The following is a 23008-nucleotide window of genomic DNA, read 5'->3' as shown; positions in this document are numbered from 1 at the left end:
CGGCGGCCGGTGGACGGGTTCGGTTCGGGCGGGGTCGGTACGGACGGGCACGGCGCGGACGGGTCCGGCACGGACGGCGCGCACGGCACGGACGGAGCACACGGCACGGACGGCGCGCACGGCACGGACGGAGCGTCGGCGGCGCACGCCGCGCTGCGGCAGGCGCTGGCCGCCCTCGTCGCACCCGAGGACGGCGCGTCGCAACCCCAGGACGTGGCCGATGCGCTGTGGATCTCCCGGCTGGCCGGCCTCGGCCCGCTCCCCGCCACCACCACCGGCGCCGACACCGGTACCGGCACCGATGCCGACGCCGACCCGGAGTCACCGGGTGGCCACCCCGCGCCCCCGAGTTCCCCGCACCCGAACCCGCAGCAGCCGTCCGCCGACCCCCGCCACGGCCCCCGCCGCCCCGCCGACACCGGCCCCGACCGGCCCCGACCGCCCGCCCCCACCACCCCGCAGCCCGGCCCCAAGGTCGAACTCCACCCCCGCCACCCCCGCCACGCCCCCGCCGACCCCGACCACCCGGGCGGCCCCGCCCGCGGCGCCGAGGTCGTCCAGGTCACCCGGCCCCCCGCCCTGCCCGGCGCCCTCGCCATCGCCCGCGCCCTGCGGTCACTGCGCCGACCGCTCACCCAGCGCCCCGGCGGCCGCAGGCCGTCGCGCCTCGACGAGGAGGCGACGGCGGAGGCCACCGCCGAGACCGGGGTGCTGCTGCCGGTCTGGCAGCGGGCCCAGCCCCGCTACTCCGTCGACCTGCTGGTCGACACCGGCGCCACCATGGCCGTCTGGCACGACCTCGCCGGTGAACTCGCCACCCTGCTGGAACGCCACGGCGCCTTCGAGGAGGTGCGCACCTGGTCCCTCGACACCGACCGGCAGACCCCGCACCTCACCCCCTTCCGCCGCCGTCGCACCGCCGCCCCGCCACCCGCCACCCCCGACCGGAACTGGTCCCGCCCGCTCGCCGACCCGCACGGCCGCCGGATCCTGTTCGTCCTCACCGACGGCGTCGGACCGGCCTGGTACGGCGCCGAGTTGGTGCCCTTCCTGGCCCGCACCGCCGCCACCGGCCCGGCCGCCGCCCTCCAGGTGCTGCCCCGCCGGCTCTGGCACCGGACGGCCCTGCGCCCCGCCCCGGTCGAGGCCCGGGCCGCCACCCACGGACGGCCCGTCCCCGTCCTGCGCACCGAGAGCACCCTGCCCGGCATCCCGCGCGGCCGGGCCGGCGAATCGGCCCGGGCCTCGGTCGGCTGGCTGCCCGTGCTGGAGATCGACGCCGACTGGCTCGCCCCCTGGGCCGACCTCACCGCGGGCCGCACCACCGGCTGGACCCCGATGCTCGCCGCGCCGCTCAGCGGCATCCCGCGCCCGCCGCGCCCGCGCACCCGGGACACGGCCGCGCGCCCGCCCGCCGACCGGGTCGCCGCCTTCCGGGCCGGCAGCTCCCCGAACGCCTACCGGCTGGCCTGCCACCTGGCGGCGGCGCCGCTCAGCCTGCCGGTGATGCGGCTGGTCCAGCGGTCGACCGTGCCGGAGTCGGGTCAGCGGGAACTCGCCGAACTGTTCCTGTCCGGGCTGATCGAGGTGCGGGAGAAGGCCGCCGACCCGGACGAGGTGGTGTACGACTTCGTCGACGGCGTCCGGGAGGAACTGCTGGGGGAGCTGACCCGCACCGAGTCGGTCCGGGTGCTGGAGCACGTCCTCGCCAAGGTCTCCGGCCGGGTCGCCGCGACCTTCGGCGGCACCCTCGACTTCCGCGCCCTCGCCGCCGCGACGGAGGACTCACGGCACCGAATCCCGGCGCGCAGCCGCCCGTTCGCCGAGGTCGCGGCGCGGGTCCTGGCCGGGGCCGGCGGCCAACACGTCACGATCGCCCGCCACTTGAGCAGCGCCGTCGGCGGCCGGACACTCCGGCGCGACCTGCTGACCCCGCCCCCGCCGATCACCAGCCCACCCGACCCGCCCCGGATGATCGGACGGCAGGAGGAACTCGACCGGCTCGTTCAGGCCTGCGAACCAGGGGGCACCAGGACCCGGCTGATCGTGATCGAGGCGGCCCAGGGCATGGGGCGGCGCCGCCTCCTCCAGGAGTACGTCCGACTGCAGGGGCGGCAGCACCCCTTCATCCACTGGATCAACGGGCAGACCGCCGACACGATGGCCACCGGCTTCGAGCGATTGCGGGCCGCCCTGGACGCGGAGAGCGCCGACCGCCTCGGCGAGCGGCTCGAAGCCCACCCGAACTGGCTGGTCATCGTGGACGACCTGTGGTCGGACGCCTTGGACCCGCGCGCACTCGACCGGCTCCTCGACTCCGAGGGGGGCCGGGTGATCGTCACGGCCAACTCGCTCGAGGGAAAGCCCTTCCTCCGGTCCGGGACGACCGTCGTCCTCGCCTTCCTCACCGAGAACGACCTGCGCGAGGAGATCCGCCACCGCCTCGGCGACGCCTACCGGCGGATCGAGTACGCCCAGGAGTTCCAGCACCTGCTCGACCGGATGCCCCGCCGCCCGGACGAACTGGCGACCTGGCCCCTCGACGCCCAACTGGCCGCCCTGGTCGGGCCGGAGGGGGCGGGGGACTCCTACTCCAACGTCCGCAGCTTCCGCCTGCCCAGCCCGGCCCTGGCGATCGCCGCGGTGGGCCACCTCGACAGCGCCGTTCACGTGCACCTCGCCGTGTACGGCGTGGACGGCGTGATCCGCTACATCGACGTGTCGACAGGACAGGAGACGGGCCGCCGACTGACCCTGGCGGCAGCCGTCCCCTCGATCGTCGCGATGGCGCAGGTCAGTGAGAACCCGCCCCTTCTCTGCACGACGGACTCCGCCGGCGGACTCGCCTACTGGGACGGCTACGACGGAACGCTCGTCTCGACGCAAAGCGGCGTTCTCGTCTCGCCGGCGGCCATGGCGCCCTTCGGCGGCACCGACGGGGAGCAGCTCCTCTGGACGTCCGACACCGACGGGCGGATGCACGTCCGGAGCCCGCAGGACGGCGATGCGAGCCTGGAGCTGTGGGGCTTGCCCGGAGGCCATCGTTCCTGGGCCATGACCGTGCTGCCCCAACTGGACGGGCGGCAGCTCCTGGTCGGCGTCGACCCGACCGGACGCCTCCACCGCTGGCAGCCCGAGGACCCCACGACCGCCGAGTTCTTCGCCGCCGCCGTGGTCGACCCCGGCCGGGCGCGGACGATCGTCGGCATCACCGGTGACGAGACCCGCTGCGTGATCGCCTCGATCGGCGACCGGGACACCCATATCCACATCTGGGAGTTCGAGGGCCGCTGGCGCGGCGACCGTCGGCACGGGGAACGGAGGAGCGGGGACCGCGTGCGTGAGGCCGAACGGCCGCTCGTCGCGGAGCGGTTCCGCCTGGTCGAGCGGATCGCCCAGGGACGGCGGAGCGAGGTCTGGCGGGCCCGCGACGAGCGGGACGGCTCGACGGTCGCGGTGAAGACCTTCGCCCGGGAACACCTCTTCCCTGAGCTGGACCGGAGCCTGTTCCTGCAACAGGCCGGGATGCTCGCCGAGATCGCCGAGCTCGGCCATCCGGGCCTCGTCGCCTTCCGCGGCGCCGGCAGCGATGCCGAACGCCTCTACCTGGCCATGGAGTTCATCGACGGCCCGAACCTGAGGAGCCTGCTCGACACCGGCCCCGTGCCCCCGCACGAGGCAGCGGTGATCGCCCACGGCGTGGCCGGGGCGCTGGTCCACCTGCACGGCCAGGGGATCGCGCACGGCAGGATCGAGCCCGCCAACATCCTCATCCGCCCGGACGGCAGCCCGGCCCTCTGCGACCTCGGCATCGACCTCGACGGGAACGGCACGACGGACCGGAGCGTCGACCTCTTCGACCTCGGCACCGTCCTCCAGGAGACCGGGGTGCCCGAGGCCCTGCGCGGCCTCGTCCTCGACCTGGTGCACCCGGACCCGCGCCGCCGACCGTCCTCCGCCGCCGAGGTCCTCCAGCGGATCGCCGCCTCCGGAGCCCTGATCCGGCCCGACCGCACGACGGCGCCGCCCCTGAGGTTCACCCTGCTCGGAGAGGTCCGCGCCTGGCGCGGGGACGAAGCGGTGGAGCTCGGGTCGGGGGAACGGAAGGCGCTGCTCGCGGCCCTGTTGAAGTACCGCCGCCGCCCCGTCCGGGCCGAGGTGCTGATCGCGGAGGTACGGCACCAGCACACCTCGTCCACCCGTGACATCGAAGAAGTTCGTTCCCACATCACGGAGTTGGGGAGGGTCCTCAACTCGCCGTCGGACCCTCGCAGGGTGGTGGAGGAACTGGCGGATCACCACACCTGGGTCCTGAACGTCGTCTCCGAGCAGATCGACACCGTGCTCTTCGAGCAGGCCCTGGAACGCGCCGAGACGGCATGCGCGGACGCCGACCCGGCGGAGGCCCGGCGGTACGCCGAGAAGGCCCTCGCCCTCTGGCAGGGGCCGCCGCTGGCCGACGTGCCGGGGCCGCTCGCGGAGAGCGAGCGGATCAGGCTGACCGTACGCTACGAACGCGCGCAGGAGTTGCTGCGCGAAACGGCGCCGCCGCCCGGCCCGGGCGACGCCCGCCTCGGCTACCGGCTGCTCGGCCCGCTGCGTGTCCTGCGGGGCGGGGAGCCGCGACCCGTCGGCCCGCCGGAGCAGCAGGCCGTCCTGGCCGCCCTCCTGCTGCACGCCCCGGCGCCGGTGCCGACCGCGGGCCTGGTCGACGTGGTCCACGGTGACGACCCACCACCCCAGGCCGTCGCTGCCGTGCGCACCTACGTCTCCCGACTGCGCTCCGTCCTCGGGGACCCCGCCCGGCCGCGCGACGCGGCCGACATCCTCCAGACGGTCGGCGACGGCTACCGGCTGAACGTCGATCCGGAATCGGTGGACGTGGCCGTCTTCGAGCGGCGCCTGGCCGAGGCCCGACAGGCGCAGGAGGCCGGGGACGTGTCCGAGGCGCACACCCTGCTGCGGTCCGCGCTCGACCTCTGGGACGGCCCGGCGCTGGACGGCGTTCCCGGGCCGTACGCGTCCCGGGAGCGCACGCGGCTGACCGGGCTGATGAGGGCGGCGAGCGAGGAGATGTACGCCACCGGGCTGGCGCTCGGGCGGCATCGGGAGCTTGCGGGGGAGCTCGAACGGCTCTGCCACGAGAGCCCGCTGCGCGAGCGGCTGTGCGCGCTGCTGATGCTCGCCCACTACCGGTGTGGGCTCAAGACCGTGGCGCTGGTGGCCTACGGCCGGCTCCAGCGTGCGTTGCGGCAGGAGTTGGCCGTCGAGCCGAGCCCGGTGGTGACGCGGCTGTACGAGATGATCCGAACGGACGATCCCGAACTCCGCAGCCCCGGTGGGGTCGAGGCGCTCATCATGTCCCCCGGTTGGACGGATGCGTCCGCGTCCGTGGCCCCCGACCGGTTCTCGCACGGCGACGTCTCGCAGGGCTTGATGATCGGGCTCGATGACGTCCGAGGTGGTCCGGTGTCCGTCGACTTCGACGCCAGCCCGTTGTTCGCCGTCTTCGGCGACGCCGGGTCCGGGAAGACGGCGCTGCTGCGCCTGCTGGTCAAGCGGCTCACCGAGCGCTTCACCCCGGACGAAGTGGGCTTCCTGGTAGTGGACTTCGAGGCTTCGATGCGGGACGAGGTCCCACCGGAGTATCTCGTTCACTACGCCGGGGACATGTCGAGCCTGGCCACCCTGACCCGGATCCTGCGCATCGCGGTCACCAGCCGGACACCGGGGTCACGGGGGCACAAGGACATCTTCCTCGTCGTGGACGACCTGGACGTGGTCGCCGCGAACGAGGACAACCCGCTGCCCTCCCTGGTCGAATTCCTGCCCCAGGCAGGGGAACTCGGCCTGCGCGTGATCATCGCCGACCACTCCGTGGGCGCCGGCCGGGCCCGCACCGCCGACCCGTTCCTCAGGGCCGTGTGCGGCTCCGGGCAACAGGGCGTACTGCTGTCCGGCGACGGCCAGGAGGGCTGCCTGCTCGGCCACGTCACGCCCCGGCCCCTCCCGCCGGGCCGAGGGATTCTGGTGACGCCCGATCGCCCGTCCGGAACACTGTTCCAGGCCACCTGGGTGCCGGACGGAGGAGACGGATGACGACGGACGACGAGGGGGTGGTCCCGGTGCAGGGTTCGGCCCTCATGGAGTCCGACCTCATGGAGTCCGAGTACGGCGATCCCGCGCGGGTGGCCGGTGTTCGAAGCGGCTGAGGCGGACGCCGCCGACCCGGTGTACGTCGGGCGAGTGGCCGGGAGCGACCAGCGGTGCGAATGGACCGAGCGTGCGTCAGGGGTGTGTCAGCGGCCCGCCGGAGCGTGTCAGGGCCGCACGGCGAAGACCCAGCGGTTCGCCGCGAGGGTGTCGTCCGGTTCGGGGAGCGGGCCGCGGCCGTAGTGGCGGGTGAACTCGAAGGGGGTGTGGTCGGTGGTGGACCAGCCGCGCGCCCGGAGGTCGGTGGGGGTGTCGGGGCGGGGTTCGGCGTCGAAGAGGGCGAGCAGGTCGATGCCGGTCCGGTCGCGGGTGGCGGTGTAGACGGGGTTGTCGCGGACGGCCGCGGACTCGATGCCGAGCTTGGCCTCGTAGGCGAGGGTGGAGCCGGGGGCGCTGAGCCGGTCGACGGTGGCGAAGAGTTCGCGTTCGGCGGTGCCGGGCAGGTAGAGCAGCAGGCCTTCGGCGAGCCAGGCCGTGGGCCGGTCGGGGCGGAAGCCGGCGGCGGTGAGCGCCTCGGCCCAGTCGGTGCGCAGGTCGGCGCCGACGGTGACCCGGCGCGGGGTGGTCGGACGGGCTTCGACGGCGTCCAGCACGCCCTGTTTGAAGGCCAGCACCTCGGGCCGGTCGATCTCGTAGAGGGCGCAGTCGGACGGCCAGTCGAGCCGGTACGCCCGGGCGTCCAGCCCGGCGCCGAGCAGGACGACCTGCCGGGCACCGAGTTGGACGGCGCGCAGCAGCTGGTCGTCCAACGCCCGGGTGCGCAGGGCGAAGTAGCGGCCGAGCCGGCCCCACAGCGGGTCGGCCTCCCCGGCGGGGACGTCCCGGGGGTGGAGCGGCCAGTCGGCGGCGGCGGGGACGGCGCGGACGAAGTGCTCCGCGTACGGGTCGCGGGCGAGGGCGTCGGGGCGGTGGGTCTCGATCGCCCGGGCGGCGGCGACCAGCAGGGCGGTGAGGCCCACGCCTTCGGTGACGGCGTGCTCTCCGGTGACGGCGTGGCCTTCGGCAGCGGCGTGCTCTTCGACGACGGCGTGGTCGTCGGTGGCGGGGGTTCCGGTCGGGTCGAGGGTCTCGGTCGCGCCGACGCTCATGTGCGCTCCTGCGGTTGGGGGTCGGGGGTCTCGGGCGGGTTGGTCCAGACGTCGAGCCGGTCGCGGGTGGTGACCCGGGCGCCGTACACCCGGTGCATGAAGCCGAGGACGGCTTCGTCGGGCAGGTGCAGCGCGGCGGTGCAGTCGGCGAGGACGGTGATGTGGAAGCCCTTCTGGAAGGCGGTGCGCGCGGTGCTGTCGACGCACACGTCGGCGAACACGCCCGCCATGGTGAGGTGGTGGACGCCGCCGTCGACCAGGTGTCGCTCGAAGCCCGCGCTGAGGAAGGCGTCGAAGCAGGCGTGCTTGGTGAAGACGGCCTCGTCCGCCCTCGGCGTCACGGCGTGGAACTCGGCGCCCCAGCTGCCGTCGAGGCACTTGGGGCGTTTGCCGAGCGTGGCGTCCCGGTGGCGCCAGCTCGCGCCCTGGTGGGCGGGGTCGCCGAGGAAGCGGACGAAGACCACCTCGGTGCCGTGGGCCCGGGCCGCCTCGACGGCCCGGGCGGTGTTGGCGGCGACGGTGGCGAGCCGGGTCGGGTCGCCGGGGTAGCGGGCGGCGGCGACCGGTCCGGCGCAGAAGTCGTTCTGCAGGTCGACGACGACCAGGGCGGTCCGGCCGGGCGTCGGCGCCGCGTTCACGCGGCCGACCCGGGCCGGGCGCCGACGGCGGCGCGGCCGACGGCGGGGACGCCGCGCCGGGCCAGGTCGCGGCAGAACCGCTCGTAGTGGTCGGCGTCCTCCTCGGTGAGGCGGCGGATCCGTTCGGTGTCCGCCACCTCCTCGCGCAGCGAGACGTAGGAGTGGTACGTCCGGGGGGAGCGGGTGATCTCCACCGCGGTGTCGTGGAGTCGTGCGATCCGGTGCAGGGCCTGCTCGACGACGGTCGCGAGTTCCGCGCCCGTTCCCCGGCCGACGGCGAGTGCGACGACGGGTGTCACGGTGCCTCCGTAGGGGGTCAGGCGGCCGGGGTGCCGACCAGGTGGTCGCCCGGGATGCCGGCCTTGTCCGGGGCGTAGAAGTCGCGGATCCCGTCGGCCCAGGTGGCGACGGTGATCCGGTCGTCGGGGGTGGGGCCGAAGGCGTCGAACAGGGCGTCGGTGTTGGCGGATTCGAAGCCGATCGCGGTCATCAGCGCGACGAACAGCGGCCGTTGGACGAGTCCGTCGCCGTCCGGGTCGCCGAGCGCGGACAGCGCCTCGGCGAACTCGTCGGCGGTCGGGCCGAAGCGCTCGGGCGCCAGGACGAAGGCGCGGAACTCGTCGCGACCGACCACGCCGTCGCCGTCGGCGTCCAACTCGCGCTCCAGGGTGGCCCAGTAGCGTCGGAAGGCGGCGCGGATGGCCTGCTTCGCGGGCTCGTCGGAGTCGGCGGCGGCCTCGACCACGCGGGCCGACACCAGCTCGAAGTCCTCGGCCTCGATCACTCCGTTGCGGTTGGCGTCGAAGAGGGTGAAGACCAGTTCGACCCGCTGGGCGGCCTCGGTCGGCATGAACGGCTCCTGAGGGGTGGTGCGTCGGGGAACGGGACGCCTCGGCGCCCGGTGGTTCCCCCACTATCGACGACCGGGCCGGTGTGAGCGGGGGCATGATCGTCGTGTTCACCTGATGGGATGAAATCGTCCGAATGGCCCGGAGGTTGCCGGTGCCGCGCGCACCTGGGTGTGCGCTCCTCGGGCGCGCCCTCGGTGGGCGTGCGCGCTCGTGGGCGCGCGCTCGTGGTGCCGGTACGCTTGTGCGCCCCGCACGCGCGAGGTCCCGCCGTCGGCCCCGGTCGCGGGCGTCAGCGCGCCGTGGCGAGCTGCCAGTCGGCGGGCCCGGCCGGCGGCAGGTGGCCGGGCAGGCCGGGGGTCCAGCGCTTGGTGCCGTCCGGCAGGACGGCGAGCGCCTCCACTCCGGGCCGGCGGGCCGCCCAGGCGAGGGCCCGGTCCGGGCCCATCGCGAAGGCGGCGGTGGCCCAGGCGTCGGTGCGGGCGATGCCGGTGCCGGGGGCGCCCACCAGGGTGAGCGAGGCGAGGCCCTCCGCCGGTCGGCCGGTGTGCGGGTCGAGGATGTGGGCGCCGCGTTCGGCGGTGCCGGAGGTGGCGATCGCGAGGTCGCTGCCGCCCAGGACGGCGGCGAGCGCGCCCGGCCGCCCGGGGTGGGCGACGCCGATCCGCCAGGGCCCGCCGCAGGTCTGCACGTCACCGCCGCCGTTGACGCAGAACCGCCGGGCCCCGGCGGCGCGCAGCAGCCGGGCGGCCTCCTCGACGGCCCAGCCCTTGACCCAGCCGCTGGGGTCGAGCCGGCCGCCGGGGCACTCGGTGAAGTAGCCGTCGGTCTCGGCCGCGACCTCGCGGCAGGCGTCCAGCACCGTGCGGACCTCGGGATCGCAGTCCGCGAGGGCCAGTTCGCCCCGGTCGAGCCGGCTGATGTCGCTCTCCGGCCGGTACGGGGAGAACACCGCGTCGATCCGGTGCAGCCGGTCGGCGACCCGCCGCAGCGCCCCGGGGGTCCCGGGGCCGGGATCGCGGACGACGATCGAGAACACGGTGCCCATCACGGGCTCGGCGTGCCGCAGCACCGGGCGTCAGCCCTTCGCCCGGTCGAGGGCGCTCTGCAGCGAGCGGATGTAGCCGTCGCTGGTGTAGGTCGCGCCGCTGACGGCGTCGATCCCGGCGCTCTGCGCGGAGATCGCCTCCTGGTTGAGGGTGGGGAGGGCATCGGCGTTGATCTCGCGGTCCCGGCGGTCCTCGGTGGGGTACTTGACCACGTCGACGCCGGTGATCCGGCTCCCGGCGAGGGTGACCTGCACCTGGACCGGGCCGTACCGGGTGTTGACGGTGTCGCCGCTGACCTTCCGGGTGGCGCCGCCCGCCGCCGGTGCGGGCGCGGGCGAGGCGGCGCCGGAAGCGGCGCCGGCGGTCCCGCTGCCCGAGGACGAGCCGGACCCGGACCCGGATGCGGACCCGGACCCGGACCCCGACCCGGTCCCGGACGAGGTACCCGCCCCCGAGCTGATCACGGGCGCGTTCCCGGTCGCCTGGTGCGGTTTGAGGGAGAGCAGCAGCACCACCCCGGCGGCGGTGGCGGCACTGGTGACGACGGCTCGGCGCATGACCGGACGACTCCTCCGACGAGTGGACGATGAGTGGGCAGCGGTTGAACGGACAGCGGTTGAACGGACAGCGGTGGCATGGAGAGCGGTTGAACGGACAGCGGTCGAGCCGACGGCGGTGCGGGCTCAGAAGGTGAAGGACTCGTGGTGGATCCGCCCCGGCCGCACCCCGGCCGCCCGCAGCGCCCGTACGGCCTCCGCGGTGACGGTCTCGGGCCCGCACAGGTACACCTCGTGCTCCGCCAGCCCCGGCACCAGCCGGGCCAGCGCCGCCCCGAGGTCCCCGACCTGCTCGCGCGGGCCGAGCAGCTCGTGCACCACCGCGCCGCGCCGCCGGGCGACCTCCGCCAGCTCCGCCCGGAACAGCACGTCCTCGGCGCGCCGGGCCCGCTGCACCAGGGTGACCTCGCCCGGCAGGGTCTCGAACAGGGCCCGCAGCGGGGTGATCCCCACGCCGACCCCGAGCAGCAGCACCCGGCGTTGGCGCTGCTGCCGCCCGGTGAACGCCCCGTACGGCCCCTCGGCCCGGACCGGGGTGCCCGGGCGCAGCCGGGCGACGGCGGCGCTGTGGCCGCCGAGGTCCTTGACGGTGAACCGGAGGAAGTCCGGGCGGGCCGGCGCGGACAGCGAGTACGGGTTGGCGGCCCAGCGCAGTCCGGGGGCCTGGAACTGGAGGCGGAAGAACTGGCCGGGTTCGGCGCGGAGCTCGTCCAGCCGCCGGCCGGACAGGAACAGCGACACCACGCCCGGTCCCTCCGGCCGGATCTCGGCGACCCGCAGCGCGTGCCGCCGGTCGAGCAGCCAGGGCCGAAGCAGCCGGAACCAGCCGAGCAGCGCCGCCGTGCCGAAGTAGAGCGCGTACCAGGCGGCCTGGCCGGGCCCGCCACCGAGGTCGGCGCCGGTGGTCAGCTGGTGGGCGAAGGCCAGGGCCACCGCGAGGTAGGTGGCCAGGTGCAGGTAGTACCAGGTCTCGTAGGAGAGCCGGCGGCGGGCCGCCCGGGCGGAGACCGCGCCGGTGCCGAGCATCAGCAGGGTGGCGAAGGCGGCCTTGAGCATGTCGGGGTAGTGGAAGACGATCTCCACACCCTCGTCGAGCGGCCCGCGCCCGTCGGTGAGCGCGTAGCCCCAGACCACGGTCAGCAGGTGGACGGTGACCAGGCCGACCAGCCAGCGGCCGCCGTACGCGTGCCAGCGGGCCAGCCGGTCGGCGCCGACCCCGCGCTCCACCGCCGGCAGCCGGGCCATCAGCAGGAGCAGCACCGGCGCGGCGTACCCGGCGAGCAGCCCGGTGATCCGCCCGGCGCCGGTCAGCCAGCCCGCCGCGCCGGCCACCGAGGCGGTGTCCGCCCACCACAGCCCGAGCACGCCGAGCGCGCCGGCGGCGATCAGGCCGAGCGCGGCGCCCGGCGGCAGCGCGAGCGGCGGGCGCTCGGCCGCCCGGTGACGCGGGCCGGCCGGCGCCCGCCGGGACTTCGGTGCGGTGGCAGTGGCCATCGGGGAACCTCCTTGACTCCCGGCGGCGGTACGACCCCGCCGGGGCGGTCCACGATGGCACCGCAAGCTCTGAGTCGCCTCTGAGCGGGCCCGCAACGGCGCCCGCCATTACGGCCGTTTCCGCAGGTCAGAAGCCATATGAGGGCCACGAGCGGCCCCTGTTGATCTCACGGCTTTCTCATCGCGGCGCCCCGGAACGGTCGTACACCGTTACGGGCGAGAGCCTTCCGGCGGCCGGTGCCTCCCCCGGCCGGCCGGGGCGCGGCCCGGCCCTGTCCCGCAGGGCGGTGACGGCCGCCGGTGGCCTACCTGCTCCCGTCGTTCCGCGCCGACCGGCCGGTGGTGGACCGCTGCCCGCGCTGCCACCACCGGCCGCGCCGACCCTGCGCAACCCCCCGCTCGCGTCCGACGGTTCGCACCCCCTGCCCGTCCGCCCGCCCCGGCACATGACGTAACGTCAGAAGCTCACGCACAGGAGTGTGACGACTATGCGGAGAGGTACCGACATGCCCCGTCCAGCACACATCGCGATGGTGAACATCCCGGCGCACGGCCACGTCAACCCCAGCCTGGACGTGATCCGAGAGCTGGTCTCCCGCGGCCACCGCGTCAGTTACGTCAACGACCCGACGTTCGCCGAGCAGATCGGGACCACCGGCGCCCGGCTCGTGCCGTACGAGACCGGCCTGGAGATCCTCAAGGGCCGTGCGGTCGTGCCCGGGACCAATGTGCACGGCATGGTCTTCGGGGAGGCGCAGGCGATGCTGCCCCGGATGCGGGAGGCGTTCCACGACGACCGGCCGGACCTGGTGCTGTACGACTTCATGGCGTACGCGGGGCGGGTCCTGGCCGACGGCTGGGGCGTGCCGTCGATGCTGGTCTCGCCGTCCCGGGTCGCCCAGGCCGACCCCACGGTGGAGCCGTTCCGGACGGTGATGGCGGCCCTGGAGGCGGAGGGCGTTCCGGAGCGCTTCGCCAAGTGGCTGGCCGAGAACGGGGTGGCGCCCCGCGACATGTTCTCGTACATGCTGCGGCCCGACCGCGGGGTCGCGCTGATCCCCCGGGCCCTGCAGAGCGCGCTCGACGAGGTCGACCCCGAGGTCTTCTCCTTCGCCGGCCCCTGCCTGGACAACCGGGAGCACCAGGGTGGTTGGACCCGGCCGCAGGGAGCGCAGAAGGTCCTGCTGGTCTCGCTCGGCTCCGCCTTCACCCATCAGCCGGCCTTCTACCGGGCGTGCCTGGAGGCCTTCGGGGACCTTCCCGGCTGGCACGTCGTGCTCCAGGTCGGCAAGGCCACCGACCCGGCGGAGCTGGGGCCGATCCCGGCCAACGTCGAAGTGCACCCCTGGGTGCCGCAGTTCGCGGTGCTGCAGCAGGCCGACGCGTTCATCACCCACGCCGGGATGGGCGGGTGCAGCGAAGGCCTGTACTGCGGGCTGCCCATGGTGGCGGTGCCCCAGGCCGCCGACCAGTTCGAGAACGCGGACCGGCTGGTCGAACTCGGCGTCGCCCGGCGCCTGGACACCGAGCAGGCCACCGCCGAGGCGCTGCGCTCCGCCGTCCTGGAGCTCACCACGGACCCGGCGGTGGCGGCCCGGCTGGCCGAACTCAGCGCGGAGGTCCGCGCGGGCGGCGGCGCGTCGAGGGCCGCCGACCTGATCGAGGCCGCGCTGGTCTGACGCCGCCCAGGGCCCGACAGGCGTCCGTCATCGCCCCGGGTGGGACGCGGGTGGTGGCGGACGCCGTCGGCCCGGGGCCTCCTGCGGATCCTCGCCGCTCCGCGACCGCCCTACGCCGGGTCGGGGGGCGGGGTGGGGAGGTGGCCGGCGAGGAGGGCGCGGCCGAGGGGGGTGGGGCGGTGGGTGACGGTGCGGCCGTCGCGGTCCTTGGCGGTGAGGCCGGAGTCGGCGAGGACGGTGGCGTGTTCGCTGGCGGAGGCCGTGGAGATGTCCAGCAGCCCGGCCAGGTCCTTGGTGGAGCACGGGCCGTGGGCGGCGATGGCCTCCAGGGCGGCGGCGCGGGTCTGGCCGAGCAGGGCGGTGAGGTTGCGGCTCGGGGTGGGTTCGGGCTCGGGCTGCAAGGGGCCGCTGATCCTCGCCGGGTAGAGGAGGACGGGCTGCTGCCGGGGGTCCTCGAAGCGGGCGATGACGGGGCGGCGGGGGCCGAACACGCAGGGCTGGAGCAGGAGTCCGCGACCGTCCAGCCGGATGTCGTGCCGACAGGCCCCCACCAGCGGGAAGCTGAGCACCGGGCGGCGCCAGGAGACCGACGGGTGCAGCGAGGCGAGGACCCGGTCCGGTTCGCCGAGCCGGCGGCGCCGGCCGTGGTCGGTGGTGACGATGGTCTCGATCTGCCGCCGGTACGGGTCGATCGCGCGGGTCTGGTAGTCGGCGGTGACGTTGCCGAGCAGCCGCCGGGCCCGCCGGTCGCCCGCCGCCACGCCGCGCGCGAAGGCGCTCAGCTGGCGGGTCCCGCCGACCGATCGCAGGTGGTCGCGGAGCGGCTCCTCGGGCGCCTCGGCGGTGGCGTTCTCGGTGGCGCCGGGGTCGCGGCGCACGGTGAGGAACTCCGGGATGGCCGAGGGGGTGTAGAGGTCGAAGAGCAGCGCGGTCCGCGGGTTCCAGGACGCCCGCAGCCGGTTGCGCCAGACCTGGAAGCGTGGATCGCAGCGGCCGCTGACCAGGCCGTGGACGCTGAGGGACAGCTCCATCGACATGTCCGGACGCTCCGCCACCCGGACGCGGTCCAAGTCGTCCGTACCGAAGAAGATTCGCAGCACGGACAGGATCGTCACCCCGTGGGCGGCCGGTCCGCAAGACCGTTCGGCGAGGACCGAATCGATTGCCCCGCGGCCCTCGGGCCCGGCAGGCTCGGAGGGCCGGCGGGGCGGCGGTCGTCGCCTCGCCCGGGCGGGGTGCCCCGGGTGACGGACCGGGGCGCCCCGCCGGTGCGGGCGCCGGTGGACGGGAGCGGCGCGGCCGGCGGACGGGGCGGTGGACGGCCGGCGGGCGGGCGGCGGGCGCTCAGCCCAGCTCGGCCGCCGACTCGACGACCACGCCGTACAGGTCCCCGACGGTGGCGAGCGCGCCGCGGTGGACCTGGGCGGCGGTGAGCTCCTCGGCGCCGGAGTTCAGCGGGCGGGTCGCGCAGGCGTCGGCGACCACGGTGGGGCGGTTGCCGCGCAGGAAGGCGCCGGCGGTGGTGAAGGCGACGCACATGTGGGTCATGAACCCGGCGACCACGACCTCCTGGTGGCCGGCCGCGTCGACCAGTTCGCCCAGCTCGGTGCCGACGAAGGCGTCCGGGGCCTGCTTGACCACCACGCGCTCGCCCTCGGCCGGGGCCACCGCCGGGTGGATCTGCCCGATCTCCTCGCGGATGTCGTACGGGGTGCCGGCGCCGCCGTCGTTGACGACGTGGATGACGGTGGCGCCCTCGGCCCGGGCCCGGGCGAGCAGGCCGGCGGCAGCGTCGAGGGCCTCGCGCCAGCCGGTCAGCTCCATCACGCCGCGGGTGTAGGTGTTCTGGTAGTCGACCAGGACGAGGGTGCTCGCGCCGAGCCGGGCGGGCTTGTCGTCGAGGCCGGTGAGGGTGCGCAGGGTGGTGCTGGGCATGGCTGTTCCGCCTTCGGGGCTGGAGGGGATCGGGGCAGGTCACGCGGGGTGCGGCCTGCCCCAGGAACGCTACGGGCGGGCCCGGCACGGCGGCAATGCCGTCTAACATGCAGAATCCGACATCGGTGCCGGTGTCGGTGCCGGTGCCGGTGTCGGTGTTGGTGCCGGTGTCGGCGCATCCGCGTCGGCGGACAACGAGCGAGAGCGGGAGGGCCCGTGGAGAGCGCGCAGCGGCTGGTCGTCATCGTCCTGTTCGAGGGCGTCGACCTGCTGGACGTCACCGGACCGCCCGAGGTGTTCGCGCTGCTCCGGCGGGAGACCGGCGACGCGGTCGGCTACCGGGTGGTGCTGGCCGCCGCCACCGCCGAGCCGGTCACCACCGCCGCCGGGGTGCGGATCCTGCCCGACCTGACCTTCGACCGGGCCGCCGCCGAGGGCGGCATCGACACCCTGCTGGTGCCCGGGTCGGTGGAGGTCGACGGGGCCGGGCGGATCCGGGCGGTGGCCGACCCGGAGGTGGTCGGGCAGGTGCGCCGGCTGGCGGCCCGTTCGCGCCGGGTCGCCTCGGTGTGCGTCGGCGCGCACCTGCTGGCCGCTGCCGGACTGCTGGACGGCAAGCGGGCCACCACCCACTGGTCGACCGCCGGCCAACTCGCTGCCGAGTACCCGCAGATCGAGGTCGACGCCGACCCGATCTTCATCCGCGCGGGCGAGGTCTGGACGGGCGCGGGCATCAGCGCCTGCCTGGACCTCTCGCTCGCCCTGGTCGCCGAGGACTTCGGCGAGGAACTCGCCCTGCGGGTCGCCCGCCAGCTGGTGATGTACCTCAAACGCCCCAGCGGCCAGAGCCAGTTCAGCGTCCCGCTGGAGCCGGTCTCGACCACCCGGCGGATCGAGGAGTTGCGCCACCACATCCTGCGCAACCTGACCGGCCGGCTCACCGTGCCCGAGCTCGCGGCCCACGCGCACCTCAGCGAACGGCAGTTGGTCCGGATCTTCAAGACCGAACTGGGCACCACCCCGAGCGCCTACATCGAGTCGGCCCGGGTCGAACTCGCCCGCCACCGGCTGGAGTCGGGCGACGACACCCTCGAACGCATCGCCACCGCCTGCGGGTTCGGCACCACCGACACCCTGGTGCGGGCCTTCCGCCGCCGACTGGACACCACGCCGACCGACTACCGCCAGCGCTTCCGCACGGCCGTGCCGCCCGCGACGGACGTCACGCCCGCGACGGACCTCACGCCCGAGGCGGCCGTCCGGGCTGACGCAGCCGCACCGTGAAGGCGGTGCGGCCGGGCCGGCTGGCCGCCTCGACCGTGCCGCCGTGGGCCTGGACCACGGCGCGGACGATGGCCAGGCCCAGGCCGGTCGAGCCGGTGGTCCGGGAGCGGGCCCGGTCGCCCCGGACGAAGCGTTCGAAGACCCGCTCCAGCAGCTCCGCCGGGATCCCCGGGCCGTCGTCGGTGACGCTCAACTCGACGTGCTCCTCCCCGGGTTCGAGGCGCAGCTCCACCGCCGTACCGGCCGGGGTGTGGGTGCGGGCGTTGGCCAGCAGGTTGGCCACCACCTGGCTCAGCCGGTGCTCGTCCCCGCGCACCAGCACCGGCTCCTCGGGCAGCACCAGGCGCCAGCGGTGGTCGGGCCCGGCGGCCCGGGCGTCGGCCACGGCGTTCAGCGCGATCCGGGTGAGGTCCACCTCGTCCCCGGCCAGCGGGCGGCCGGCGTCCAGCCGGGCGAGCAGCAGCAGGTCCTCGACGATCGCGCCCATCCGCAGCGCCTCGGCGTCGATCCGCTCCAGCGAGTGCCGCACCTCGCCGGGCACCTGGCCCGGGTGGCGCAGCGCGAGTTCGGCGTGGCCGCGGACGGCGGCGACCGGGGTGCGCAGCTCGTGGCTGGCGTCGGCGGCGAAGCCGCGCAGCCGCTCCTCGACCGCGTGCCGGCGGGCCAGCGCATCGCCGACGTGGCCGAGCATCCGGTTGAGCGCGGCGCCGACCCGGCCGACCTCGGTGCGCGGGTCGTCGTCCGGGACCCGCTCGGCGAGCATCACCTCGCCGCTCGCGAGCGGCAGCGCGCTCACCCGCTCGGCCATGCCGACCACCCGGCGCAGCGGGCGCAGCGACCAGCCGACCCAGACCGCCCCGGCGGCACCGGCCGCGGCGACGGCGATCGCGAAGACGGTCAGTTCCAGGGTCTCCAGCCGCGTCACGGTGTCCTCGGCCGGGCGCATCGGCAGCCCGCTGACCAGCACGTCGCCGTCGTGCCCGGCCACCGCCCGGACCCGGTAGTGGCCCAGGGCGCCGCCGAGGTCCAGGGTGCGGGCGGGGCCGCCGGCCGGCAGGGCGGCCAGCCGGCGCTGTTCGTCGGGGGTGAAGGTGACCCGGTCGTCCGCGTCGTCCGGGTTGTCGGCGTCGTCGGCGTCCCCGTCGACCACCCCGGCGGCGGTGACCTTGCCGCCGAGCAGCCGGACGCCCAGGGTGCCGGGGGTCTGGGCCCGGGTGTCCGGGCCGGTGCCGGCGCCGGTGCCGGTGTGCTCCAGGCTGGCGGCGTAGCGGCCGCCGGCCTCGGCGAGCTGCTGGTCGAGCCGGTCGACCAGGAAGTGCCGCAGGGCGGCGGCGGTGGCGAAGCCGACGGCGGCGCAGGTGACCACCAGCAGCACCAGCAGCCCGGCGATCAGGCGGGCGCGCAGGGTGCGGGGCAGCAGCTTCCGCAGGGCCCCCATGACCCGCGCGGCGGCCCGCTTCACTGGGCTGCCTTGATCAGGTAGCCCGCGCCCCGGACGGTGTGGATCATCGGGCTGCGGCCCGCGTCCAGCTTCTTGCGCAGGTAGCTGATGTACAGCTCGACGATGTGCGCCTGCCCGCCGAAGTCGTACGACCAGACCGCGTCCAGGATCTGCGCCTTGCTGAGCACCTGTCGGGGGTGGCGCATCAGGTGGGCGAGCAGCGCGTACTCGGTCGGGCTGAGCTCGATGGTCTCGCCGTCCCTGGTCACCTCGCGGGCCCGGTCGTCCAGGACGAGGTCGCCGAGCACCAGGGCGTGCGCGGGCGGGCGGCGCGGCCCGTCCGTCGGTGCGGCCCGGCGCAACAGCCCGCGCAGCCGGACCACCACCTCGGCCAGGCTGAACGGCTTGGTGACGTAGTCGTCACCGCCGGCCGCGATCCCCGCGATCCGCTCCTCGACGGCGTCCCGGGCGGTGAGGAAGAGCACCCGCACCTCGGGCTGCTCGGCGTGGATCCGGCGCAGCACCTCCAGCCCGTCGAGGTCCGGCAGCATGACGTCGAGCACCACGGCGTGGGGCCGCCAGTGCGCCGCCTCCCGGACGGCCTCCAGGCCGGTGGTCGCGCCGCGGGCCTGCCAGCCCTCGTAGCGGACGGCGCCGCAGACCACCTCGACCAGGTCCGGTTCGTCGTCGACGACCAGGACGCGCCAGTCCGGGCGGTCGGCGGTGTCGTCCATGGTGCTCCCTCGGCTCGGCGGTGGACGGCGTCGATCCCGGCGGCGTCCATCCCGGCGGCGTCCGCTCCTGCGGCGCCCACTCCGCGGGGTTCATTCTGGTGGCGTCCACGCCGCGGCGTTCATTCCTGCGGCGTTCATTCTGGCCCGCCGCGATGAGAAACCCGTGAGATCACCGGAACCGGTTCGCCACCCCGAAGGCCACTGAGCTGGGCGAACACGGTGGGGAGTGAGTGCCGGCCAGCACCCCGTGACAGTGGCGAGGACTTCATCGACTGGGCGCGGAGCCCGCCCCGGAGCCCGCCTCGTCGCCCTGCGGGCGCGGCCCGGTGTAGGTGGCCCGGGCCCGCATCCGCAGGGGCTCCTCGCGGTACTCCTCCACCGCGTGGGCCAGCCAGCCGGGGGTGCGGGCCACGGCGAAGACCACCTCGCCGGCCTCCGCGGGCAGTCCGGCGGTGAGCGCCATGGCGGCCAGTGCCAGGTCGATGTTGGCCCGCTGAGCGGGCCGGCCGGCCGGGCCCGCGGCCGCCTCCACCGCGGCGACCGCCGCCACCACCTCCGCTCCGCCGTCGAGTCGGCGGACCGCGTCGAGCAGGGCGACCGCCCGGGGGTCGCCGTCCGGGTAGAGCCGGTGGCCGAGCCCCGGGATCGGTCGACCGGTGCGCAGGTAGTCGGAGACCACGGGCACCGCGCCGTCGGCCAGCACCTCGGCGAGCATCCGGTGCGCCAGCGGGCTGGCCGCGCCGTGCAACGGGCCGTCGGTGGCACCCAGCCCGGCGGAGACCACCGCGTACGGATGCGCCCGCGCCGAGGCGGCCACCCGCGCCGCCACGGTGGAGACCGCCAGTTCGTGGTCGATCAGCAGGACGAGGGCCCGGTCCAGGCAGGCCAGCTCCCCGGGCGTGGGGGCGGCGGTCGCCAGCCGGCTCCACAGCCGCGCGGCCAGCGAGGCGCCGGGCCCCGGGTCGGGCGCGGTGCGTGGCAGGGCCTCCACCATCCCGGCGATCAGAGCCGCCCCGGCCGCCCGGACGGTCTGTTCGCGCAGGTCGAAGCGGAGCGGGTCGAGCGCGGCGGCGACGGTGGCCGAGATCCGGAGCCGGTCGGGCAGCCGGATCCCGTCGGGCAGCGTGGAGGCGGCACGGGCCAGCGCCTCGGCGGTGGCCGGCGGCACCCGCAGCTCCACCGGGGTTTCGGTGTCCAGCCCCCAGAACCAGCCGATCACGGCCTCGAAGCCGTGCCCGGCGGCCAGGTCGACGGCGTCGCGGCCGCGGTAGTAGAGCCGGCCGTTCTCGATCAGGGTCAGCCCGGTCCGGACCCCGACCGGTTCGGTCGCCCACCCCGGTTCGGCGCCCGACGGCTCTCCCGCCGCCGGTCGCACCGGCGCGCGACGGCCGCGGGTGGCCAGCTCGGCGACCTCGCGGGCGTCGAAGGTGCTGCCCTTGCCCCCCGGGGCCCGCTCGCTGCTGAGCTGCCCGCGGCTGGCGTAGGCGTACACCGTCTCCACCTTCACGCCGAGCTGCTCGGCGACCTGCTGGGTGGTCAAGCGTTCGGCCATGGTCCGCCCTCGTCGTCCTGTGGCGCCTCCGCGCCTTGATGATCCACAGTATTACACATTGATTTCAATCAACATTGACAACATGGATCAATGATCGGAGAGTACAGAACGTCGCCGGAAGCACGCAGCCGGGAAGATCCACGAGAAGGGCCACTGCCATGCCGAGCACCACCGAGATCGAGGTCCCCCGCGGCCTCAAGGGCGTCGTGGTCACCGAGACCGAACTCGGCGACGTCCGCGGCCTGGAGGGCTTCTACCGCTACCGCCAGTACTCGGCGATCGACCTCGCCGAACAGCGCACCCTGGAGGACGTCTGGCACCTGATGCTCCTCGGCGAACTGCCGGACGCATCCGCCCGCGCCGCCTTCCTCGCCCGCACCACCCCACTGCGCCGCCTGCCGGACGCGCTGCGTCCGCTCCTGCCCGCGCTGGCGGCGAGCACCGCGCACGGCGGCCCGCTCGCCACCCTGGGCGCCGCGCTCTCCGTCGCCGCCGCCGACCGCGGCATCCGCCCCCTCTACGACACCGCGCCCGAGCAGCGGATCGAGGACGCGCTGTTCGCCACCGCGCTGGTTCCCACCGTCCTGACCGCGCTGCACCGACTCCAGCAGGGCCGGCAGCCGGTGGAACCGCGCGACGACCTCGGCTACGCGGCCAACTACCTCTACATGCTGACCGGCGAGGAGCCCGGGCCCGCCGAGGCCCGGGCGATCGAGCAGTACCTGATCTCCACGGTGGACCACGGCTTCAACGCCTCCACCTTCACCGCCCGGGTGATCGCCTCCACCGGGGCCGACCTCGTCGCCTGCCTGGTCGGCGGGCTCGGCGCGCTCTCCGGGCCGCTGCACGGCGGCGCGCCCAGCCGCGCCCTGGACACGCTGGACGCGATCGGCACCCCGGACCGGATCGACGGCTGGATCCGCGAGCACGTACTGGCCGGCGACCGGATCATGGGCTTCGGCCACGCCGTCTACCGCACCGAGGACCCGCGGTCCCGCATGCTGCGCGGCGTCGCCGAATCCTTCGGCGGTGAGCTCGTCGACCTCGCGGTCCAGGTGGAGGCCCGGGTCGAGGCGATCCTGGCCGAGCTCAAGCCGGGTCGCGAACTGCACACCAACGTCGAGTTCTACGCCGGCGTGGTGATGCACCTCTGCGGTCTGCCGAGGGAGATGTTCACCCCCACGTTCGCCGCGGCCCGGGCGATCGGCTGGAGTGCCAACATCCTGGAGCAGGCCGCCGACCCCAAGATCATCCGCCCGGCCGCCCGCTACACCGGCCCCGCGGCTCCGCAGCCCCTGCCGACGGCCTGACCGCCCGCCTGCCGCGGGCCATCGCACCCCACTCGCCTGAGCCCGCCCGCTGCGGAGCCGAGGGCATCGGTCCGCAGGGCCCTGCGGGTGCCTTCACCGGGTTGCCTCCGCCGGGGGTGCCTCCGTCCCGGGTGGCGACGTCAGGGGGTGACGGTCCGGGGCTGGCGGGGGAGCGGGAGGGTGAGGGCCTCCGGGGAGGTGGGCGGGAGGGCCAGGGCGGAGGCGGTCTCGGCCGGGAGGGCGTGGAGGCCGAGGAGGGCGGTGGTGAGGCGGGTGGTGGCGCGGTGCCAGTCGGGGATGCGCTGGAGCATGGCGTGGCCGCTGCCGGTGACGGTGTAGCCGCAGACGCGGGCGCCGGCCGCGCGGCTGCGGGCGGCGAAGGCGCGGGTGTCGGCGGGCAGGGTGACGGTGTCGCGGTCGCCGTGCAGCAGCAGGACGTCGCGGTCGGCGAGCTGCTCGCAGGGGTCGGAGGCCGGGCACCACGGGGCGAGGGCGACCAGGCCGGTGACGGACGGGTGGCCGCCGACCCGCAGCGCGGCGCGGCCGCCCATGGAGTGGCCGACCAGGACGGTGGGCACCGGGCCGAGCGCGGCCGTCAGTTCGTCGAGCGCGGTGGACGCGTCCCGGGCGGCGTCGGCGCGGGCACCGTTCCAGCCGCGGTGGCGGTAGCGGACGGTGGCGACGGCGACCTCCTGGCCCGCGGTCTCCCGGGTCAGGGCGCGCAGGAAGCCGTGCATCCGCAGCAGCGGGAGGTTGAGCCGGCGGGGCCGGGCGAGGTTGTGCTCCTCACCGCCGTGCAGGACCAGGACGGCGGCCCTGGCCGCCGGGGGCCGCACCCGCCAGCGCAGCGCCCGGTGCGCGGCCGCACCGGAACCCGGCGCCGTACCCGCGTCCGCGCCCGTACCTTCGCCCGCGGTGGCATCCGGGCCCGCGCCGCCACCGCTCACCTTCGCACCGTCCAGCACAGTCCAGCTCCGTCCCGCCCCGTCACCGTCGATCCGCAGTCCGTGGCCCCCGCCCCCGTCGGCCCGGACCGCCACTGTACGCGTGCGGACGGCGGCAGCGTTCACCCGACGGAACCATCCCGGACATTCCGGCGCGCGCGGCCGGGCCGGGGTGCTGCTATCCACGAAGGGTGGGGGGTCGCCTGCGCCGCTCGTGGCGCCGTGTCATCGAGTGGAGGACT

General features: G+C 75.4%; 17 protein-coding genes. 4 read left to right on the top strand and 13 right to left on the bottom strand.

All coding sequences use genetic code 11. The features are described from left to right. Nucleotides 1-9 precede the first annotated feature (9 nt). Nucleotides 10-6099, top strand: a complete 6090-nt coding sequence (locus ACZ58X_RS02625; protein ID WP_470331828.1) for an SAV_2336 N-terminal domain-related protein — start codon at nucleotides 10-12, stop codon at nucleotides 6097-6099. A gap of 221 nt (nucleotides 6100-6320) precedes the next feature. On the opposite strand, the gene ACZ58X_RS02620 is transcribed toward ACZ58X_RS02625, so the two are convergent. The 7 genes from ACZ58X_RS02620 to ACZ58X_RS02590 form a co-directional block, all read right to left on the bottom strand. Further along, a complete protein-coding gene (locus tag ACZ58X_RS02620) occupies nucleotides 6321-7301 on the bottom strand; it encodes a class I SAM-dependent methyltransferase (RefSeq protein ID WP_470331827.1) in 981 nt (326 codons plus the stop codon). Beyond that, nucleotides 7298-7939, bottom strand: a complete 642-nt coding sequence (locus ACZ58X_RS02615; protein ID WP_470331826.1) for a cysteine hydrolase family protein — start codon at nucleotides 7937-7939, stop codon at nucleotides 7298-7300. Before ACZ58X_RS02615 ends, ACZ58X_RS02620 begins: the two co-directional genes overlap by 4 nt. Then, nucleotides 7936-8238, bottom strand: coding sequence for a hypothetical protein (locus ACZ58X_RS02610; protein ID WP_470331825.1), 303 nt, complete (start codon nucleotides 8236-8238; stop codon nucleotides 7936-7938). Before ACZ58X_RS02610 ends, ACZ58X_RS02615 begins: the two co-directional genes overlap by 4 nt. A gap of 17 nt (nucleotides 8239-8255) precedes the next feature. Then, on the bottom strand, nucleotides 8256-8789 hold the full coding sequence (locus ACZ58X_RS02605; protein WP_470331824.1) for an EF-hand domain-containing protein: 534 nt from the start codon (nucleotides 8787-8789) through the stop codon (nucleotides 8256-8258). Nucleotides 8790-9079: 290 nt separating this feature from the next. Continuing rightward, nucleotides 9080-9835 (bottom strand): FAD:protein FMN transferase, encoded by a 756-nt coding sequence (locus ACZ58X_RS02600; protein ID WP_470331885.1) that lies wholly within the window; start codon nucleotides 9833-9835, stop codon nucleotides 9080-9082. Nucleotides 9836-9865: 30 nt separating this feature from the next. Further along, complete coding sequence (locus ACZ58X_RS02595; protein WP_470331823.1) at nucleotides 9866-10393, bottom strand: FMN-binding protein; 528 nt, start codon at nucleotides 10391-10393, stop codon at nucleotides 9866-9868. A 126-nt stretch (nucleotides 10394-10519) separates the two neighbouring features. After that, nucleotides 10520-11887 (bottom strand): ferredoxin reductase family protein, encoded by a 1368-nt coding sequence (locus ACZ58X_RS02590; RefSeq protein WP_470331822.1) that lies wholly within the window; start codon nucleotides 11885-11887, stop codon nucleotides 10520-10522. Between the two features lie 488 nt (nucleotides 11888-12375). On the opposite strand from ACZ58X_RS02590, the gene ACZ58X_RS02585 reads away from it, so the two are divergent. After that, nucleotides 12376-13566, top strand: a complete 1191-nt coding sequence (locus ACZ58X_RS02585) for a macrolide family glycosyltransferase (RefSeq protein ID WP_470331821.1) — start codon at nucleotides 12376-12378, stop codon at nucleotides 13564-13566. A gap of 110 nt (nucleotides 13567-13676) precedes the next feature. Here ACZ58X_RS02585 and ACZ58X_RS02580 read toward each other — a convergent pair whose 3' ends face one another. Continuing rightward, nucleotides 13677-14666, bottom strand: coding sequence for a hypothetical protein (locus ACZ58X_RS02580; protein WP_470331820.1), 990 nt, complete (start codon nucleotides 14664-14666; stop codon nucleotides 13677-13679). Between the two features lie 244 nt (nucleotides 14667-14910). Beyond that, nucleotides 14911-15501: an isochorismatase family protein gene (locus ACZ58X_RS02575; protein WP_470331819.1), complete on the bottom strand. Its 591-nt coding sequence runs from the start codon at nucleotides 15499-15501 to the stop codon at nucleotides 14911-14913. Nucleotides 15502-15717: 216 nt separating this feature from the next. On the opposite strand from ACZ58X_RS02575, the gene ACZ58X_RS02570 reads away from it, so the two are divergent. Further along, on the top strand, nucleotides 15718-16785 hold the full coding sequence (locus tag ACZ58X_RS02570) for a GlxA family transcriptional regulator (RefSeq protein ID WP_470331818.1): 1068 nt from the start codon (nucleotides 15718-15720) through the stop codon (nucleotides 16783-16785). Here the strand turns inward: ACZ58X_RS02570 and ACZ58X_RS02565 are convergent. The 3 genes from ACZ58X_RS02565 to ACZ58X_RS02555 form a co-directional block, all read right to left on the bottom strand. After that, nucleotides 16742-18223: a sensor histidine kinase gene (locus ACZ58X_RS02565; RefSeq protein ID WP_470331884.1), complete on the bottom strand. Its 1482-nt coding sequence runs from the start codon at nucleotides 18221-18223 to the stop codon at nucleotides 16742-16744. The genes ACZ58X_RS02570 and ACZ58X_RS02565 overlap by 44 nt on opposite strands. A gap of 20 nt (nucleotides 18224-18243) precedes the next feature. Next, nucleotides 18244-18960 carry a response regulator transcription factor gene (locus tag ACZ58X_RS02560; protein WP_380397058.1) on the bottom strand — a complete coding sequence of 239 codons (717 nt, stop codon included), beginning with the start codon at nucleotides 18958-18960 and terminating at the stop codon, nucleotides 18244-18246. A 265-nt stretch (nucleotides 18961-19225) separates the two neighbouring features. Next, complete coding sequence (locus ACZ58X_RS02555; RefSeq protein WP_470331817.1) at nucleotides 19226-20512, bottom strand: citrate synthase; 1287 nt, start codon at nucleotides 20510-20512, stop codon at nucleotides 19226-19228. Nucleotides 20513-20670: 158 nt separating this feature from the next. Between ACZ58X_RS02555 and ACZ58X_RS02550 the strand changes: the two genes are divergently transcribed. Beyond that, nucleotides 20671-21822, top strand: coding sequence for a citrate/2-methylcitrate synthase (locus ACZ58X_RS02550; protein WP_470331816.1), 1152 nt, complete (start codon nucleotides 20671-20673; stop codon nucleotides 21820-21822). 140 nt (nucleotides 21823-21962) lie between these two features. On the opposite strand, the gene ACZ58X_RS02545 is transcribed toward ACZ58X_RS02550, so the two are convergent. Continuing rightward, nucleotides 21963-22787 carry an alpha/beta hydrolase gene (locus tag ACZ58X_RS02545; RefSeq protein WP_470331815.1) on the bottom strand — a complete coding sequence of 275 codons (825 nt, stop codon included), beginning with the start codon at nucleotides 22785-22787 and terminating at the stop codon, nucleotides 21963-21965. Between the last annotated feature and the right edge of the window lie 221 nt (nucleotides 22788-23008).

Source organism: Kitasatospora sp. NPDC040550 (genome assembly GCF_055594965.1).
This window is presented reverse-complemented; position numbering and strand designations above follow the sequence as displayed.